Source organism: Pseudomonas shiyinii, assembly GCF_056725765.1.
Map to the genome: position 1 here is coordinate 2,875,673 of NZ_CM161522.1, position 17,283 is coordinate 2,892,955.

The following is a 17,283-nucleotide window of genomic DNA, read 5'->3' on the forward strand; positions in this document are numbered from 1 at the left end:
ACGGACTTGACTGTTCAAGACACCGTTTTGCTTGTGCCCGCCATTGCCCGGGTATTCGTTCGAATGTTCATCTTTACACTTGATTTACATTTGTGAATCGATAGTATTCGCACCCAATAAAAACAACGCGAGTGATTCTCAATGGCAAAAAAGTACGTCGCCCCAGCATCCCTGTCGATGCTGGGCCTGCTGGCAGTGCCTGCTGTTCACGCTGAAACCCAGGACACGCTGGCCCTGCCGGCGACTTCGGTGACCGGTGCCTACGAGCAGCAGAGCTACAAGGCCACCGAAAGCAAGAGCGCGCTGAAGATCGACGCGCCCCTGCGCGACATCCCCCAGACCGTCAATGTCGTCCCTGAAAGCGTGATCAAGGACCAGGGTGCCCAGTCCATGGAGGACGTACTCAAGAACGTACCTGGCGTCGGCCTGTCCAACGGCGACGGCCAGCGCGACCAGGTCACCATCCGTGGCTTCAACGCCATTGGCGACATGTACATCGATGGCGTGCGCGACGACGCCCTGTATTTCCGCGACCTGTCCAACATCGAGCGCGTCGAGGTCATCAAGGGCCCGGCAGCCGTGCTCTATGGCCGTGGCTCGTCCGGCGGCCTGATCAACAGCGTCAGCAAGAAGCCAGGCTTCGCCCCCAAGCATGAAGTGGGCATGACCCTGGACACCGAGGGCAAGCGCCGTACCCAGTTCGACACCGGCTGGGCCGACCCGCAAGGCAACCAGGCCTACCGCCTGACCGGCGCCTTCGAAGACAGCGACACCTTCCGCGACGATGGCTACATCGACCGCAAGGCCATCGCTCCGTCGGCCTACTTCCGCCTCTCCGACGACCTGGAACTGAACCTCGGCGCCACCTACCTGTACGACAAGCGCCTGATCGACTTCGGCATCCCGGCCCTGGGCAACCGCCCGGTGGACGTCGACCGTGACAAGCGCTTCGGCTCCGGCGATGCGGACCAGGACTATGCCCGCAGCGAGGTGTTCTCGTTCACCGCGAGCCTGGACTACCGCATCAACGACGATTTCACGCTGACCAATACCAGCCGCTACTACCACTACGACCTGGACCGTAACAACACCCTGGCCGACAGCAGCTCTACTCGCTTCGTCACCGCGCCGAACGGCGAACTGCTGGTCAAGCTCAACCGCGGCAACGTAGCCCGCGACGAGTACGGCGTGTTCAACCAGACCGAACTCAAGCAGCAAGCACAACTGGCCGGCATGCAGCACAACCTGCTCTATGGTGTGGAAGTGGGCTACCAGGACAAGTACCAGCGGGTGTTCAACCAGAACAACGTGGCCCAGGTTCCGGTCTATCGCGATGCCTTGGTACCGGTACCGGAACATGCGGCCAACCTGTCGTCCAAAGGCACCAACTATCAGCAGACCGCGGGCTTCTATGTGCAGGACCTGATCGAGCTGAACGACCAATGGAAAGCCCTGCTCGGCGTGCGCTACGACATCTTCGGCCAGGAATACGACGACATCCGCGCAGCCGACGTCGATCTGGATCGCACCGACAAAACCTGGAGCCCACGTGTCGGCCTGGTCTACCAGCCGGACCAGATCCAGTCGTACTACGTCTCCGTCAGCCGCAGCTACCAGCCTTCGGGCGAAATGTTCGCGGTCAACGCAGGCAACGCCGACCTGGAACCTGAAAAAACCACCAACTACGAGTTGGGCGCCAAGTGGGACCTGCTCGACAGCAAGCTGTCGGTGACCGCGGCGATCTTCCGCCTGGAACGCACCAACATGCGTACTCCGGACCCGGTGACCCCTGGCCTGACCATCCTGGCCGGCGAGCAGCGCACCGACGGCTTCGAAGCCACCATCAGCGGCCAGCTCTCGGACAAGTGGCAGGTCTACGCTGGCTACGCCTTCCTGGATGCCGAGATCGTCAAGTCCAACGCCAAGACCAACGGCGTCTCCAACGAGGGCCAGACCCCGACCCTGACGCCACGCAACAGCGCGAACCTGTGGCTGGTGCGCACCCTCACCCCGCAATGGCGTGTGGCCGCCGGTGCCAACTACGTGGACGAGCGCTACACCGCCCTGGACAACCAGGTGGTGATGCCCGGCTACACCACCTTCGACGCCGCGCTGCTGTACAGCGAACAACACTGGGACATGGCGCTGCGCCTGAAGAACGCCTTCGACCGCGACTACTACGCCTCCGCCCACGGTTCGGTGGACCTGATCACCCCAGGTGCGCCGCGGACCCTGGAAGCGAGCGTGGCCTATCGCTTCTGATCGCCCCTCCCGCGCCGGCTAGCGCCGTGCGCGGGCTTTCCCCTCGATCGTGCGCCGCAACCGGCTGCCGAGACGGCAAGCTGATTGCCTAACGCAGCTGCATTACCTAGGCTAGGGGCCTTTCCTCGCCATGAGACAGGGCCATGTCAGAACACGAAACCGCAAGCGCAGGCCGCTTCAACAGCATCGAAATCCGTGTACTCGGCTCGCTGATCGAAAAACAGGCCACCAACCCGGAAACCTACCCGCTGACCCTCAACGCCCTGGTTCTGGCCTGCAACCAGAAAACCAGCCGTGAGCCGGTGATGAACCTCTCGCCCGGCCAGGTCGGCCAGGCCTTGCGTATCCTGGAAGGCCAGGACATGACCCGCCTGCAGATGGGCAGCCGCGCCGACCGTTGGGAGCATCGGGTAGACAAGGCCCTGGAACTGGTGCCGGCGCAACTGGTGCTGATGGGGCTGATGTTCCTGCGCGGGCCACAGACGCTCGGCGAACTGCTGACCCGCAGCAACCGCCTGCACGACTTCGACGATGTGGAACAGATCCAGCATCAGCTCGAGCGCCTGATCGCCCGTGGCCTGGCCTTGCATCTGCCACGCCAGGCCGGCCAGCGTGAAGACCGCTACACCCATGCCCTGGGCGACCCGGCGGACATCGAGGCGATCCTGGCCGCACGTCAGCAAGGTGGCGGCGAGCGCAGCGCTGGCAGCAGTGTGTCGCAAGAGCGGATCGACGCCTTGGAGGCGCGGGTCGCCGCGCTGGAGGCACGCCTGGCCGAGCTCGAGGGCTGAGTCAGGGCTGTTCGGGGTCGGGGAAGTTGCGGCAGCTCTTGCGCTCGGCCAGCTCCCGATCGCTGGGGCGCTGGTCGACGAACACGGTACGGCCGTCGGAATAGATTTCCAGATAGCCCCAGTGCAGGTCCTGCTCCTGCTGCCCGGGCTTGGGCGGCACTAGCCACCAGGGTTCGCGGCTGATGAGGGTCATGGGCGTGGTCCGTCAGCGGGTCTGTCTAACACTATAGACAGATACGCCTCGAGGCTCTTTCGCGGGACAAGCCCGCTCCTACACCTCTTGTAGGAGCGGGCTTGTCCCGCGAAAGGGCCGCAAGGCGGCCCCAGGCTCCTCAAGCCGGCGCCGAGGTACGGATCAGGTGATCGAAGGCGGCCAGGGAGGCCTTGGCGCCCTCGCCCACGGCGATGACGATCTGCTTGTACGGCACCGTGGTCACATCACCGGCGGCGAACACACCCGGGATATTGGTCTGGCCTTTGGCATCGACGATGATCTCGCCACGCGGCGACAGCTCGACGGTGCCCTTGAGCCAATCGGTGTTCGGCAGCAAGCCGATCTGCACGAAGATCCCCTCGAGCGCCACGTCATGCACCTGGTCGTTGCTGCGGTCCTTGTAGCGCAGGCCGGTGACCTTTTCCCCATCGCCCAGCACTTCGGTGGTCAAGGCGCTGGTGATGACCTTGACGTTCGCCAGGCTGTGCAGCTTGCGTTGCAGCACGGCGTCGGCACGCAGTTGGCTGTCGAATTCGATCAGGGTCACCTGGGCGACGATGCCTGCCAGGTCGATGGCCGCTTCCACGCCGGAGTTGCCACCACCGATCACCGCCACGCGCTTGCCCTTGAACAGCGGGCCGTCACAGTGCGGGCAATAGGCTACGCCACGGGCGCGGTATTGCTGCTCGCCGGGCACGTTCATCTCGCGCCAGCGGGCGCCGGTGGCCAGGATCACGGTCTTGGCCTTGAGCGACGCACCACTGGCCAGGCGCACTTCGTGCAGGCCGCCGTCGGTGGCTGGAACCAGCGCTTCACCGCGCTGCAGGTTCATGATGTCCACGTCGTACTGCTTGACGTGCTCTTCCAGCGCCGTGGCCAGTTTCGGGCCTTCGGTTTCCTGCACCGAGATGAAGTTCTCGATCGCCAGGGTGTCGAGCACCTGGCCACCGAAACGCTCGGCCGCGACACCGGTACGGATGCCTTTGCGCGCTGCGTAGATGGCCGCCGAGGCGCCTGCCGGGCCACCACCGACCACCAGCACGTCGAAGGCGTCCTTGGCGTTGATCTTCTCGGCCTGGCGGCTGCCGGCGTTGGTGTCGATCTTGCCGAGGATCTCCTCCAGGCCCATGCGGCCCTGGCCGAAGACTTCACCGTTCAGGTAGATGCTCGGTACCGCCATGACCTTGCGCGCCTCGACTTCATCCTGGAACAGCGCACCGTCGATGGCCACGTGGCGTACGTTGGGGTTGAGCACCGCCATCAGGTTCAGCGCCTGGACCACGTCTGGGCAGTTCTGGCACGACAGCGAGAAATAGGTTTCGAAGGTGAACTCGCCTTCCAGGGCCTGGATCTGCTCGATCACGTCGGCACTGGCCTTGGACGGGTGGCCGCCGACCTGCAGCAGCGCCAGCACCAGGGAGGTGAATTCATGGCCCATGGGGATGCCGGCGAAGCGCAGGCTGATGTCGGCACCCGGGCGGTTGAGCGAGAACGAAGGGCGACGGGCGTCGCTGCCGTCCTCGCGCAGGGTGATGAGGTTCGACAGGCCGGCGATCTCCACCAGCAGGTCGTGCAATTCGCGGGACTTCGCGCCGTCGTCGAGGGAAGCAACGATCTCGATCGGCTGGGTGACCCGCTCCAGGTAGGTTTTCAGTTGCGATTTAAGCGTGGCGTCCAACATACGGGCGATTCCTTTTTCAAAACTCGGATACAAAAACGCCCAGGCGAGGTCGCCCGGGCGTTTGACGGGGCGGCAGCTACTTCAGCTTTGGCGGCTGGCTACCGCCCGCGATTGACGCATGGCCTCAGATCTTGCCGACCAGGTCCAGGGACGGCGCCAGGGTGGCCTCGCCTTCTTTCCACTTGGCCGGGCAGACTTCACCCGGGTGGGCGGCAACGTACTGGGCAGCCTTGACCTTGCGCAGCAGCTCGCTGGCATCGCGGCCTACGCCACCGTCGTTGATTTCGACGATCTTGATCTGGCCTTCAGGGTTGATCACGAAGGTACCGCGATCGGCCAGGCCGGCTTCTTCGATCAGCACGTCGAAGTTGCGGGCGATGACGTGGGTCGGGTCACCGATCAGCGGGTACTGGATCTTGCCGATGGTTTCCGAGGTGTCGTGCCAGGCCTTGTGGGTGAAGTGGGTGTCGGTGGACACGCCGTAGATTTCCACGCCCAGCTTCTGGAACTCGGCGTAGTTGTCGGCCAGGTCACCCAGTTCGGTCGGGCAGACGAAGGTGAAGTCGGCTGGGTAGAAGAACACGACGGACCACTTGCCCTTCAGGTCGGCTTCGCTGACCTGGACGAACTCGCCCTTGTGGTAGGCGGTAGCGTTGAACGGTTTGACCTGGCTGTTGATGATTGGCATGAGAGACACTCCTTCATGGGGTTGAAATCAGTTGACGGAGAGAATCCTAACCAACGAGATCGATAAACGCTCATTGGCAAACCTCATGCTCGTGATTGGTTTTGGCTATAAGCGAGGATAATTAATAGAAGGGATTGGGCTGAGCAAAGGATTGCGGGTATTCACGACGGGATGCGTCCTTGTGGGAGATTACCCAGCCCTCGGGCTGCGCTGTCGCGTAGAGAACAAGCGGCCAATGTAGCCCCCCTGTGGGGGCGGGCTTGTCCCGCGATTAGGCCGGGCCCGATATCACCGTCGCCTGGCAAGGGCTTCGCCCTTGATCGCGGGACAAGCCCGCTCCCACAGGGCTGCGCTAATCAATGGTTCTCCGCGTGACTGCGCAGCCCGAAGGGCTGGGTAATCTCCCTCAGGATCTGCTGGGAGCGGCCTTGCGTCAGCGCGTGGCCGTGCGCATGGTGACGAACTCTTCGGCCGCCGTCGGGTGCACACCGATGGTCTCGTCGAACTGCTGCTTGGTGGCGCCGGCCTTGAGAGCGATACCCAGGCCCTGGATGATCTCCCCGGCATCCGGCCCGACCATGTGGCACCCCAGGACCTTGTCGGTGTCGGCATCGACCACCAGCTTCATCAGGGTCTTCTCCTGGATATCGGTCAGGGTGAGCTTCATCGCACGGAAGCGGCTCTCGAAGATCTGCACCTTGTGCCCGGCCTCCAGCGCCTGCTCCTCGGTCAGGCCCACGGTGCCGATCGGCGGCTGGCTGAACACCGCGGTGGGGATATTCTGGTAGTCGACCGGCCGGTAGTGCTCGGGCTTGAACAGACGGCGCGCCACAGCCATGCCTTCGGCCAGGGCCACCGGGGTGAGCTGGACGCGGCCGATCACGTCGCCGATGGCGATGATCGAAGGCTCGGTGGTCTGGTACTGCTCATCGACACGGATGAAACCGCGAGCATCGAGTTCGACACCGGTATTCTCCAGGCCCAGGTTGTCCAGCATCGGACGGCGCCCGGTGGCGTAGAACACGCAGTCGGCGACCAGCTCGCGGCCGTCCTTGAGGGTGGCCTTGAGGCTGCCGTCGTCCTGCTGGTCGATGCGCTGGATGTCGCTGTTGAACTGCAGGTTCAGGCCGCGCTTTTCCAGCTCTTCCTTGAGGTGGGTACGCACCGAGCCGTCGAAGCCGCGCAGGAACAGGTCGCCGCGGTACAGCAGCGTGGTATCGGCGCCCAGGCCCTGGAAGATCCCGGCGAACTCCACGGCGATGTAGCCGCCGCCGACCACCAGCACGCGTCGCGGCAATGCCTTGAGGTAGAACGCTTCGTTGGAGGTGATGGCCAGCTCCTTGCCCGGGATGTCCGGTATTTGCGGCCAGCCGCCGGTGGCGATGAGGATATGCCGGGCGCTGTAGCGCTGGCCTTCGACCTCCACCTCATGGGCGCCGGTGATGCGCGCATGGCCCTGGAGCAGGGTCACACCGCTGTTGACCAGCAGGTTGCGGTAGATACCGTTGAGGCGCTCGATTTCACGGTTCTTGTTGGCGATCAGCGTGGCCCAGTCGAAGTGCCCCTCCTCGAGGGTCCAGCCGAAGCCTGCCGCCTGCTCGAGTTCATCGGCCACATGGGCCCCGTACACCAGCAGCTTCTTGGGCACGCAACCGACGTTGACGCAGGTGCCTCCCAGGTAGCGGCTCTCGGCCACCGCCACCTTGGCGCCGAACCCCGCGGCGAAGCGCGCCGCACGCACACCGCCGGAACCGGCGCCAATCACGAACAGATCAAAATCGTAGGCCATGCATTCAGTCTCCTTGGCTGGCGCCCAGCATACCGCCGTTGCGCGCCGGGGACAAAAAAGCCACCCCGAAGGATAATGCCGGTCAGTTAAGCCTTATTGGCTGCATTTGGACTGCTTCGCAGTCCATCGCCGGCAAGCCGGCTCCCACAGGTTCCGCGGTGTCTACAACAGCAGCGCAGGACAGGTGGGAGCCGGCTTGCCGGCGATGAGGCCTTAACTGACAGGCATTACCCCGAGGGGTGGCTTTCGTACCAGCGCAGGACGGATCAGTACGCCTTGCCGGTCTTGTAGTAATTCTCGAAGCAGAAGTTGGTCGCCTCGATGTAGCCTTCGGCGCCACCGCAGTCGAAACGCTTGCCCTTGAACTTATACGCCAGCACGCAGCCGTCCTGGGCCTGTTTCATCAGCGCGTCGGTAATCTGGATCTCGCCGCCCTTGCCTGGCTCGGTGTTCTGGATGATGTCGAAGATATCCGGGGTCAGGATATAGCGGCCGATGATCGCCAGGTTCGACGGGGCATCTTCGGGCTTGGGCTTCTCGACCATGTTGGTCACCCGGTAGATGTCATCGCGGATCATGTCACCGGCGATCACGCCGTACTTGTTGGTTTCCTGCGGGTCGACTTCCTGGATGGCGACGATCGAGCAACGGAACTGGTTGTACAGCTTGACCATCTGGGTGAGGATGCCGTCGCCTTCGGGGTTGACGCACAGGTCGTCCGCCAGCACCACGGCGAACGGTTCGTCGCCGATCAGCGGACGGCCGGTGAGGATGGCGTGGCCCAGGCCTTTCATCTCGGTCTGGCGGGTGTAGGAGAAGGAACATTCGTCCAGCAGACGGCGGATACCGACCAGGTATTTTTCCTTGTCGGTGCCCTTGATCTGAGTTTCCAGCTCGTAGCTGATGTCGAAATGGTCTTCCAGGGCGCGCTTGCCGCGGCCGGTCACGATGGAGATCTCGCTTAGGCCGGCATCCAGGGCCTCCTCGACGCCATACTGGATCAGTGGCTTGTTGACCACCGGCAGCATTTCCTTGGGCATGGCTTTGGTAGCAGGCAGGAAGCGGGTGCCGTAGCCGGCTGCCGGGAACAAGCATTTCTTGATCATATACATCCTTAAACAAAGGCTGGGCCTGTGGAGTTCGGCGCAGTCTAATCAGGCGGCACTCACCTTACAATGCCCTGCCCCTGGCCGACCGATGCCATGATAGAGATAACCCAGTGCCGATAGTTCCGATGGGTCATAAATATTGCGACCATCGAACAGCACCGGCATGCGCATAAGGCCCCGTACGCGCAAGAAATCCGGTTGGCGGAACTGCTTTCATTCGGTCACCAACACCAGCGCATCGGCGCCTTCGACACAGGCATAGGGGTCCTGTGTCAGGCGCAACTGGGCGCTGGCCACCGCCTGCGGATAACGCGCGGCGACGCCGCCCAGGGCGGCCGGGTCGCAGGCCTGCACCCGCGCCCCGGCTGCCAGCAGGGCATCGAGCAACACCAGGCTGGGCGCCTCGCGCAGGTCGTCGGTGCCGGGCTTGAAGGCCAGCCCCCAGATCGCCACGTTGCGCCCGCGCAGGAAACCGCCGAAGTGCTGGCGCAGGGCTTCGAACAGCAAGGTCTTCTGCGTTTCGTTGCGCGCCTGTACGGCCTGGAGAATGGCCGGCTGGTAGCCCTGGTGCTCGGCGCAATGGATCAACGCACGGACGTCCTTGGGGAAGCAGGAGCCGCCGTAGCCACAGCCGGCATAGATGAAATGGCTGCCGATACGCCGGTCGCTGCCGATACCCCGGCGCACCTGTTCGATATCCACGCCCAGGCGCGCGCAAAGCCCGGCCAGTTCATTGACGAAGGAGATGCGCGTGGCGAGGAAGGCGTTGGCCGCGTACTTGGTGAACTCGGCGGCGCGCGTGGACATCAGCAGCACCCGCTCGCGGTTGCGCACGAACGGCGCATAGAGGCGCTGCAGGCTCTGGCTGGCCAGCTCACTGTCGCTGCCGATGATGACCCGGTCGGGTCGCATGAAGTCGTCCACGGCGCTGCCTTCCTTGAGAAACTCAGGGTTGCTCGCCACGTCCACGGCATAGCGCACGCCCCGTTCACGCAGGCCATTGGCGATATGCCGGGCGACGCGCTCGGCCGTGCCTACCGGCACGGTGGACTTGTTCACCACCAGGCATGCCCTGCCCAGGTGACGGCCAAGGCTGTCGGCCACGGCCAGCACGTGCTGCAGGTCAGCCGAGCCATCCTCCTGGCTCGGCGTGCCGACGGCGATGAACACCACCTCGGCACGTGCCAGGGCCTGGCCCCACTGGTCGCTGAAACTCAGCTGGCCGGAACCCAGGCCCGCCTGCAGCAACGCTTGCAACCCGGGTTCGTAGATCGGGCACTGCCCTTGGCGCAACTGCGCAAGGCGCGCCTGGTCGCGCTCCAGGCATACCACACGGTTGCCCATTTCGGCGAAGCAGGCTGCCGTGACCAACCCCACATACCCTGCCCCGATCACACAGAGTTCCATGGCCGCACTCCCTTTCGAAGATTGCGGCCATTGCACCCCAGGGGCCATTGCAGGGCCGTGACAAGCCGGGGTCAAGGGTGTGACACGTCAGCTGCCGGTGCCCTGCCCGATCAGCACGCCATCGACCTTCTGCCCGTACAGGTTGACGCCGTCATTGGCGTGGTACTTCACCCGGGTCTTCTCGATCGAGCCGTCCACCAGGCGCGGGTCCTGGGGCCGTTCATGGCGGTTGATCCAGGCAGCCACGTCCCAGGCCTGCTGGTCGCTCAGGCTGCCGGCGCGTCCCAGGGGCATGTTGTGCTTGATGAACGAGGCCGCGGTGTTGATCCGGTGCATGCCGGCGCCCCAGTTGTAGGAATCCTTGCCCCACAATGGCGGCATCACGTACTCGCCGGCCACCTTCTGGCCTTCGCCCTGGTCACCGTGGCAGAGCGCGCACTGCTCGCGATAGACCTGCTCGCCGCGCTTGAAGTCATAGCCGGCGGCCGGCTGCGCCACCTCCGGGTAGCCGCGCCCTGGTGTTTCGACCCCCGTAGGCGCCTGGGTCGACAGCCAGTAGGCATAGACACTGAGCGCCGTCATCTGCGGGCTGTCGGCCGCCGGCGGCTTGCCGTTCATGCTGAACTGGAAGCACCCCTGGATACGCTCGGCGAAGGTGTTGACCTTATCGTTCTTCTTGCGATACGCCGGGTACATCGGGTAGGCGCCCCACAACGGCGCGGAATGGGCCAGCCGCCCCTGGTCCAGGTGGCAGTTGCTGCAGTTCATGCCATTGCCCACCGCCTCGGGCATCAACCGGCGGGTGTCGACGAACAGGGCATGCCCCTGGCGCACCATCTGGCCGAAGGCATTGTCGGGCAGGTCGCTTTCGGCCGGCGGGCTGAACACTGGTGCAGCCTGGCTGCCAGGTACCTTGAGTTGCGACTGGTCTTCCATGGCGATCGGCGCCGCCTGGGCGGTGCCCAGGGCCAGGAGCAACAGGGCGGGGTAAATCGGCTTCATGGCTGGGCCTCCTGGCTGCTGGGCTGGGCGAAGAAGGCGGCGATGGCCTTGACCTCGTCATCGGTCATGGCCTTGGCCACCCCGACCATCAGCTGGTTGGGGTCGTTGCTGCGGCTGCCGTCGCGCCAGGCATTGAGTTGCGCCACCAGGTAGCTGGCCGGCTGCCCGGCCAGCGGCGGGAAGTGCTCACCGACACCACCACCGCCCGGGCCGTGGCACTGCACGCAGCCGGGTATCTGGCGGCTCCAGTCGCCATACAAGGCCAGGCGCGACACCGGGTCCTTGGCGATCTGCTGGCGGCGCAAGGTTGGCGCGGGGTCGGCAGGCAGGCTGGCGAGGTAGGCGCTAACGGCCTTGATTTCGTCCTCGCCCAGGGCCTTGGCGAGCGGCTCCATGACGGCCTGTTTGCGGCTGCCATTGCGGAAATCGGCCAGCTGTTTGCTCAGGTAGCCGGCCGACAGGCCAGCCAGGCGGGGGAAACCGGCGGCAGCGATGCCTTTGCCGTCCGGGCCATGGCAGCCCAAGCAAGCCATAGCGGCAGGGTTTTGCCCACCCTGGGTGAAGATCTTCTGGCCATCGACGGCATGCGCCGTGGGCCAGGCCAGGATCAGCAGGCTGCCGATCACGACGCGACTCAACGGTTTCATCAGGGACGCTCCATTTTCCTTGTTATAAGCTTAGGCTTATTCGATATAAGCCTAGAAAGAGTAGGCCTATCCCCGATGGGGAACAACGCCCACCGGACAAGAAAATGGCAATTTGCCCGCTAATCGCTCATTGGCTGAGCTGGATCAAGATCCTGAGATGCACTGGGTCGCCGCGGTGCGCACGTCACCCAGGCGCAGCGGGAAGTTGTTCAGCCGCTCGTGCAACTTGATGCTGCTGCCGCTGCCACGCTTGTCGATATCCACCAGGGCTGCAGGGCCGGCACCTGCGGAGAGCTTCTGCGGCACGATCAGGCGCAGGCCGTCGTCACCGAGAGGCTCTTCGACCAGAGGGTCGCGGGTTTCGGCCAGCTTGTTCTTGACGCAGTCGGCATACTGGCGAGGCGTTTTGCCGGACATCACGTCCAGGGTCTCCCGGGATTGTTCGAGTTCCGAAACACTGACACAGCCGCCCAGCACCACCACCGACATCGCCGCCACCAACCACTTCATTCGCACCACCCTCGGAATCGACAAGAAACGGTTGGACAACAGCCGGGCGGATTTGCTCCCTGGTTTGGCAGATTTATCTTCGGCCCGACCATCCGGGCGCGAGTCCATCCTGACATCGTGGTATCGTTTGCCTTTGCTGAACCAACCCTTGCGGAGCACCCCATGAAATTCGTACACCAGCGCGAGCACCTGAACGAGGACGACGTGGTCGTCATCGAATGCTCCCAGCGCTGTAATATCCGCCTGATGAACGACGCCAACTTCCGCAGCTTCAAGAACGGCGGCCGGCATACCTACCATGGTGGGCACTTCATCAAGTTCCCGGCCAAGATCACCGTGCCCAGCACCGGCTTCTGGAACATCACCATCGATACCGTGAGCCCGCGCCCGATCTCGGTGACGCGCAAGCCGACCTTCACCCACAAGATCAAGATCATTCGCCGTTCGTCCTCCAGACTCGGATAAGGCCCCGCCATGACCCAGACCATCAAATACGTGATCAAGTACAAGCTCGACGGCGAGCGCCGCTGGGACTTCGCCTTGATGCCCGACGCCTCCCAGGAACAGGCCCTGGAAGCGCTGCGCAAGATCCATGGCGAGGACGCCGAGAAAATCAGCGACATCCAGGTCAGCAAGGCCCTGTAATCCCTCGCCCACCCCGCCACAACCCGCCACAAGGAGTAGCGCATGAGCAACTGGCCCGACCGACGCATTCTCGATCTGCTGGACATCCAGTTGCCCATCCTCCAGGCCCCGATGGCGGGAGCCACCGGCTCAGCCATGGCCATCGCCGTAGGTAACGCCGGCGGGCTCGGCGCCCTGCCCTGCGCCATGCTCAGTGCCGAGCAGGTGCGTGCCGAGATCGAGGCGTTTCGTGCCGGCTGCCAAGGCCCGCTCAACCTGAACTTCTTCTGCCACCAGCCACCGGCACCCGATGCCGAGCGCGACCGACGCTGGAAGCAGGCGCTCAAGCCGTATTACGAGGAAGTGGGCGCGGACTTCGACGCCCCGACGCCGGTCTCCAACCGTGCCCCGTTCGACGAGCAGAGCTGCCAGCTGGTGGAGCAACTGCGCCCCGAGGTGGTGAGCTTTCACTTCGGCCTGCCCCAGGCCGACCTGCTGCGTCGAGTCAAGGCCAGTGGCGCCAAGGTGCTGTCCAGCGCCACCACGGTGGAAGAAGCCGTGTGGCTGGAGGCCAATGGCTGTGACGCGGTCATCGCCATGGGCTACGAGGCGGGTGGGCACCGCGGCATGTTCCTGAGCGAAGACATCACCAGCCAGGTCGGTACCTTTGCACTGGTACCCCAGGTGGTGGATGCGGTGCGGGTACCAGTGATCGCCGCCGGCGGTATCGGCGACCACCGCGGCCTGGTCGCCGCCCTGGCCCTGGGCGCCTCGGCGGTACAGGTGGGCACCGCCTATCTGTTCTGCCCGCAGGCCAAGGTATCGCCGGCCCACCGCCGCGCGCTGGACAGCGCCCCGGCCAGCGACACAGCACTGACCAACCTGTTCACCGGCCGCCCGGCGCGGGGCATCAACAACCGCATCATGCGCGAGCTCGGGCCGATGAGCCCGCTGGCGCCGCGCTTCCCCCTTGCCGGGGGCGCGCTGATGCCACTGCGGGCGATCCGCGACCCCCAAGGCAACAGCGACTTCAGCAACCTATGGGCAGGCCAGGCGTTGCGCCTGGGGCAGCACCTGGATGCGGGCGAGCTGACCCGGCAGATCGCGGGCAAGGCCCTGCAGCAGCTGGGCCTTGCTTCACGAACCTAGTCAGGCAGGCTGCGCGGCCCTTGCAGCCGTACGACGACGGGTCAAGGCGATCAACAGGATGAAGCAGGTCACTGCGGCGGTCATCAACGTCTCGTAGCGATACGCATCGCTGAACAGCATGTAGCCCAGCACCATGACGATCAGGCCGATCACCAGCCAGGTCAGCCAGGGGAAAAGCCACATCTTCAGTGCCAGCTCCGTGCCTTCGCGCTCGGCGCGGGCCCGCATGCGCAGCTGCGACACGGCGATCACCAGGTACACCAGCAAGGCGATGGCGCCGGTAGTCGACAGCAGGAAGCCGAACACCTTGCCTGGGAACACGTAGTTGACGAAGCAGCCGACGAAACCCGCCAGGGTCGACAGCACCACCGCCACAGTGGGTACGCCATTGCCTGAGATGCGCTTGATCATCCGCGGCGCCTCGCCCCGCGCGCCCAGGGAGTAGAGCATGCGCGATGCGGTGTAGAGCCCCGAGTTCATGCAACTGGTCACCGCCACCAGCACCACCAGGTCGACCATCAGCTTGGCACCCGGCACGTTCAGTACCTCGAGCACGCGCTGGAACGAGCCGACGGCTTTCAGGCCCGGGTCGTTCCAGGCCACCAGCGACACCACCAGGAAGATGGACGCCAGGTAGAAGATGGCGATGCGGTACACCACCAGGTTGGTCGCGCGGCGGATCTTCTCCTTGGGGTTGGCGGTCTCGTCAGCCGCGATGGTGACGATTTCCGCGCCGAAGAACGAGAAGATGGTGATCAGCACACCCCCAAGCACGGTACCAAAACCATTGGGCATGAAACCGCCGTTGGCCCACAGCTGGCTGACGCCGGAGGTCTCGGCCAGGGGCCAGACACCGAACACAGCCAAGCTGCAGATACCGATGAAGGCCAGGATGGCGATCACCTTGACCAGGGCGAACCAGTATTCGAACTCACCGAAGTTCTTCACGCTGATGAGGTTGGTGCCCGACAGCACGATCATGATCAGGAAGGCGAACAGCCAGGACGGCACCACCGGGAAGTAGGCGTGGAGAATGTCCGCGCCGGCAATGGCCTCGACCGGGATGATCAACACCCAGAACCACCAGTACAGCCAGCCGATGGTGAAGCCTGCCCAAGGGCCGATGGCCTCGGCGGCATAGGTGGAGAACGAACCGCTGTTGGGGTTGGCGATGGCCATTTCACCCAACATGCGCATCACCAGCAGCACCAGCAGGCCGGTCATGGCGTAGGAGATGAGGATGGCCGGGCCGGCGGTGGCGATGGCGTTGGAGGAGCCGATGAACAGGCCCGCGCCGATGATGCCGGCGATGGAAATCATGGATACCTGACGTGAGGTCAGGCCGTGCTGCAGCGAACGCTGTTTCTTTTGTTGTTGCGATGCCATGGGGAACCCTCGAATGGGTCGGCCGCCGCAAGGGGCGGCTGAAAAATGGAGCAGGATGCGAGTAAGTCGTAGTTGCTGAGTTGTTGTTTTATTCGGAAACAGGCGCGGGCAGATCGACAACCTTCATGTTTTTCTCCTACATCGACAGCGGGTTGTAATCGTTGACGCGGGTCAGTATTAATCTATAAGGCAAGGTCAACAAACGACCTTTTCGAAGCACATAATTCCGTTACGGAATGAATTCCTTCCCTTTTTTGCTTAGGGGGCCGGTGAACATAACCCATGCATGCACCCAGATATCCTCAACGCGCTGGAGCCGTTCGACCTGGCCTGCTTCATTCAAGAATTAAAGGAATGACCGCAATCGAATAATTCGTTTGCACGAATCCGAGCCCGCACGCTTCGATAATAAGAAACCCAAACAAAAGGTTTGCGTGCCTATGCAACAGGACAGTATCAGCCACTCCATTGCCATCGTTCACCCGATTACACTTTCCCATGGCCGCAATGCCGAAGTCTGGGATACCGATGGCAAGCGTTATATCGATTTCGTCGGGGGTATCGGCGTACTCAACCTGGGCCATTGCAACCCTGCCGTGGTAGAGGCGATCCAGGCCCAAGCCACCCGCCTGACCCATTACGCGTTCAATGCAGCGCCCCATGGCCCGTACCTGGAGCTAATGGAACGCCTGCGACACTTCGTGCCGGTCAGCTACCCGTTGGCGGGCATGCTCACCAACAGCGGTGCGGAAGCGGCTGAAAATGCCCTGAAAGTGGCGCGTGGCGCGACCGGCAAACGCGCCATCGTCGCCTTCGATGGAGGGTTCCATGGCCGTACCTTGGCCACCCTCAACCTCAACGGCAAGGTGGTGCCCTACAAGCAACGCGTGGGCGAGCTGCCAGGACCGGTCTACCACCTGCCCTACCCCAGCGCCGATACCGGGGTGACCTGCGAACAGGCGCTCAAGGCCATGGACCGGCTATTCAGCGTCGAGCTGGCCGTGGAGGACGTGGCGGCATTCATCTTCGAGCCGGTGCAGGGCGAAGGCGGCTTCCTGGCGCTGGACCCGGCATTCGCCCAGGCGCTACGCCGTTTCTGCGACGCGCATGGGATCCTGATCATCATCGATGAGATCCAGTCCGGGTTCGGCCGCACCGGCCAGCGCTTCGCCTTCCCGCGCCTGGGGATCGAGCCAGACCTGTTGCTGCTGGCCAAGAGCATTGCCGGCGGCATGCCGTTGGGGGCCGTGGTCGGGCGCAAGGCGATCATGGACTCGCTGCCCAAGGGCGGCCTGGGCGGCACCTATTCCGGCAACCCGATCGCCTGCGCGGCGGCACTGGCCAGCCTGGCGCAGATGAGCGACGAGAACCTGGCCACCTGGGGCGAGCGCCAGGAACAGGCCATCGTCGCACGCTACGAACGCTGGAAGGCGTCCGGGCTGACTTCGGCGCTGGGCCGCCTGACAGGCACCGGGGCCATGCGCGGCCTGGAGTTCGTCAATGCCGACGGCAGCCCGGCACCTGCGCAATTGGCCAAGGTGATGGAGGCTGCGCGAGCCAAGGGGCTGTTGCTGATGCCCAGCGGCAAGGCGCGACACATCATTCGCCTGTTGGCCCCGTTGACGATCGAACCTGATGTGCTCGAGGAAGGCCTGGATATCCTCGAACAGTGCCTGGCCGAACTGGGCTGCGCTTAAAGCCCCAGCTCCTCGGGCGTGAGCATGTCGGACTCGAAGGCGATCCAGCCGCCTTCGAGCTCGGCGTGGCCGTTGACGATTGGGCCGTAGTAGGTCAGGCCGTTTTCCAGGGTCACGCAGATATGTGTGGCGGGCTTTTCCGGCGCTGCCAGGGTGCCGACGAAATGCACTTTCTTCAGGGTCTCGGTAACCGCTTCCAGGCCGACACGCATGTTTGGGTTTTCCATCGCCTCGGCGTCACCCCCACGGTCTTCGGCGCTGACGGTTACGGTGGCGATGTACGGGTATTTGCTCAATCAGGGTGCCTCGTGGGAACTGGGACGGCGC

At 63.8% G+C, this 17,283-nt stretch carries 16 protein-coding genes and 1 pseudogene; 6 read left to right on the forward strand and 11 right to left on the reverse strand.

The genetic code is table 11. The features are described 5' to 3' along the window. Positions 1 to 141: 141 nt before the first annotated feature. Together ACXHGZ_RS12910 and ACXHGZ_RS12915 are read left to right on the forward strand one after the other, a co-directional pair. Positions 142 to 2,262, forward strand: coding sequence for a TonB-dependent receptor (locus tag ACXHGZ_RS12910; RefSeq protein WP_480460186.1), 2,121 nt, complete (start codon positions 142 to 144; stop codon positions 2,260 to 2,262). A 143-nt stretch (positions 2,263 to 2,405) separates the two neighbouring features. Further along, positions 2,406 to 3,053, forward strand: coding sequence for a YceH family protein (locus tag ACXHGZ_RS12915; RefSeq protein WP_480460187.1), 648 nt, complete (start codon positions 2,406 to 2,408; stop codon positions 3,051 to 3,053). Between the two features lies 1 nt (position 3,054). On the opposite strand, the gene ACXHGZ_RS12920 is transcribed toward ACXHGZ_RS12915, so the two are convergent. The 9 genes and pseudogenes from ACXHGZ_RS12920 to ACXHGZ_RS12960 all read right to left on the reverse strand — a co-directional run bounded on the left by ACXHGZ_RS12920 (position 3,055) and on the right by ACXHGZ_RS12960 (position 12,100). Continuing rightward, positions 3,055 to 3,246: a hypothetical protein gene (locus tag ACXHGZ_RS12920; RefSeq protein ID WP_084858909.1), complete on the reverse strand. Its 192-nt coding sequence runs from the start codon at positions 3,244 to 3,246 to the stop codon at positions 3,055 to 3,057. Between the two features lie 139 nt (positions 3,247 to 3,385). Beyond that, the gene (gene ahpF, locus ACXHGZ_RS12925; RefSeq protein ID WP_480460188.1) at positions 3,386 to 4,948 is read right to left on the reverse strand and encodes an alkyl hydroperoxide reductase subunit F; all 1,563 of its coding nucleotides are present in this window, start codon (positions 4,946 to 4,948) and stop codon (positions 3,386 to 3,388) included. Positions 4,949 to 5,072: 124 nt separating this feature from the next. Then, positions 5,073 to 5,636, reverse strand: coding sequence for an alkyl hydroperoxide reductase subunit C (ahpC, locus tag ACXHGZ_RS12930; RefSeq protein WP_043211767.1), 564 nt, complete (start codon positions 5,634 to 5,636; stop codon positions 5,073 to 5,075). A gap of 433 nt (positions 5,637 to 6,069) precedes the next feature. Beyond that, complete coding sequence (gene gorA, locus ACXHGZ_RS12935; protein ID WP_480460189.1) at positions 6,070 to 7,425, reverse strand: glutathione-disulfide reductase; 1,356 nt, start codon at positions 7,423 to 7,425, stop codon at positions 6,070 to 6,072. Positions 7,426 to 7,691: 266 nt separating this feature from the next. Beyond that, positions 7,692 to 8,531 (reverse strand): UTP--glucose-1-phosphate uridylyltransferase GalU, encoded by an 840-nt coding sequence (galU, locus tag ACXHGZ_RS12940; RefSeq protein ID WP_084859143.1) that lies wholly within the window; start codon positions 8,529 to 8,531, stop codon positions 7,692 to 7,694. 48 nt (positions 8,532 to 8,579) lie between these two features. Continuing rightward, a pseudogene (locus ACXHGZ_RS12945) lies at positions 8,580 to 9,941 on the reverse strand (UDP-glucose dehydrogenase family protein). 87 nt (positions 9,942 to 10,028) lie between these two features. After that, positions 10,029 to 10,943 carry a c-type cytochrome gene (locus ACXHGZ_RS12950; protein WP_480460190.1) on the reverse strand — a complete coding sequence of 305 codons (915 nt, stop codon included), beginning with the start codon at positions 10,941 to 10,943 and terminating at the stop codon, positions 10,029 to 10,031. Beyond that, positions 10,940 to 11,590, reverse strand: a complete 651-nt coding sequence (locus tag ACXHGZ_RS12955; protein ID WP_480460191.1) for a c-type cytochrome — start codon at positions 11,588 to 11,590, stop codon at positions 10,940 to 10,942. Before ACXHGZ_RS12955 ends, ACXHGZ_RS12950 begins: the two co-directional genes overlap by 4 nt. A gap of 144 nt (positions 11,591 to 11,734) precedes the next feature. After that, on the reverse strand, positions 11,735 to 12,100 hold the full coding sequence (locus ACXHGZ_RS12960) for a hypothetical protein (protein WP_480460192.1): 366 nt from the start codon (positions 12,098 to 12,100) through the stop codon (positions 11,735 to 11,737). A 162-nt stretch (positions 12,101 to 12,262) separates the two neighbouring features. Between ACXHGZ_RS12960 and ACXHGZ_RS12965 the strand changes: the two genes are divergently transcribed. From ACXHGZ_RS12965 to ACXHGZ_RS12975, 3 genes are read left to right on the forward strand one after another with little or no spacing between them, the layout of a single operon-like run. Then, positions 12,263 to 12,565, forward strand: a complete 303-nt coding sequence (locus ACXHGZ_RS12965) for a DUF1883 domain-containing protein (RefSeq protein ID WP_084859148.1) — start codon at positions 12,263 to 12,265, stop codon at positions 12,563 to 12,565. A 9-nt stretch (positions 12,566 to 12,574) separates the two neighbouring features. Continuing rightward, positions 12,575 to 12,745 carry a hypothetical protein gene (locus tag ACXHGZ_RS12970; protein ID WP_172403075.1) on the forward strand — a complete coding sequence of 57 codons (171 nt, stop codon included), beginning with the start codon at positions 12,575 to 12,577 and terminating at the stop codon, positions 12,743 to 12,745. Positions 12,746 to 12,787: 42 nt separating this feature from the next. Beyond that, complete coding sequence (locus ACXHGZ_RS12975) at positions 12,788 to 13,873, forward strand: NAD(P)H-dependent flavin oxidoreductase (RefSeq protein WP_480460193.1); 1,086 nt, start codon at positions 12,788 to 12,790, stop codon at positions 13,871 to 13,873. On the opposite strand, the gene ACXHGZ_RS12980 is transcribed toward ACXHGZ_RS12975, so the two are convergent. Further along, entirely contained in the window at positions 13,874 to 15,259 is a 1,386-nt protein-coding gene (locus ACXHGZ_RS12980) for an amino acid permease (protein WP_084859150.1), read from the reverse strand. A 440-nt stretch (positions 15,260 to 15,699) separates the two neighbouring features. Here ACXHGZ_RS12980 and ACXHGZ_RS12985 point away from each other — a divergent pair, with 440 nt between their 5' ends. Next, positions 15,700 to 16,956, forward strand: a complete 1,257-nt coding sequence (locus ACXHGZ_RS12985; RefSeq protein WP_084859151.1) for a 2-aminoadipate transaminase — start codon at positions 15,700 to 15,702, stop codon at positions 16,954 to 16,956. Here ACXHGZ_RS12985 and ACXHGZ_RS12990 read toward each other — a convergent pair. Then, entirely contained in the window at positions 16,953 to 17,252 is a 300-nt protein-coding gene (locus tag ACXHGZ_RS12990; protein ID WP_084859152.1) for a hypothetical protein, read from the reverse strand. The two genes, ACXHGZ_RS12985 and ACXHGZ_RS12990, sit on opposite strands and share 4 nt — an antisense overlap. Positions 17,253 to 17,283 lie beyond the last annotated feature (31 nt).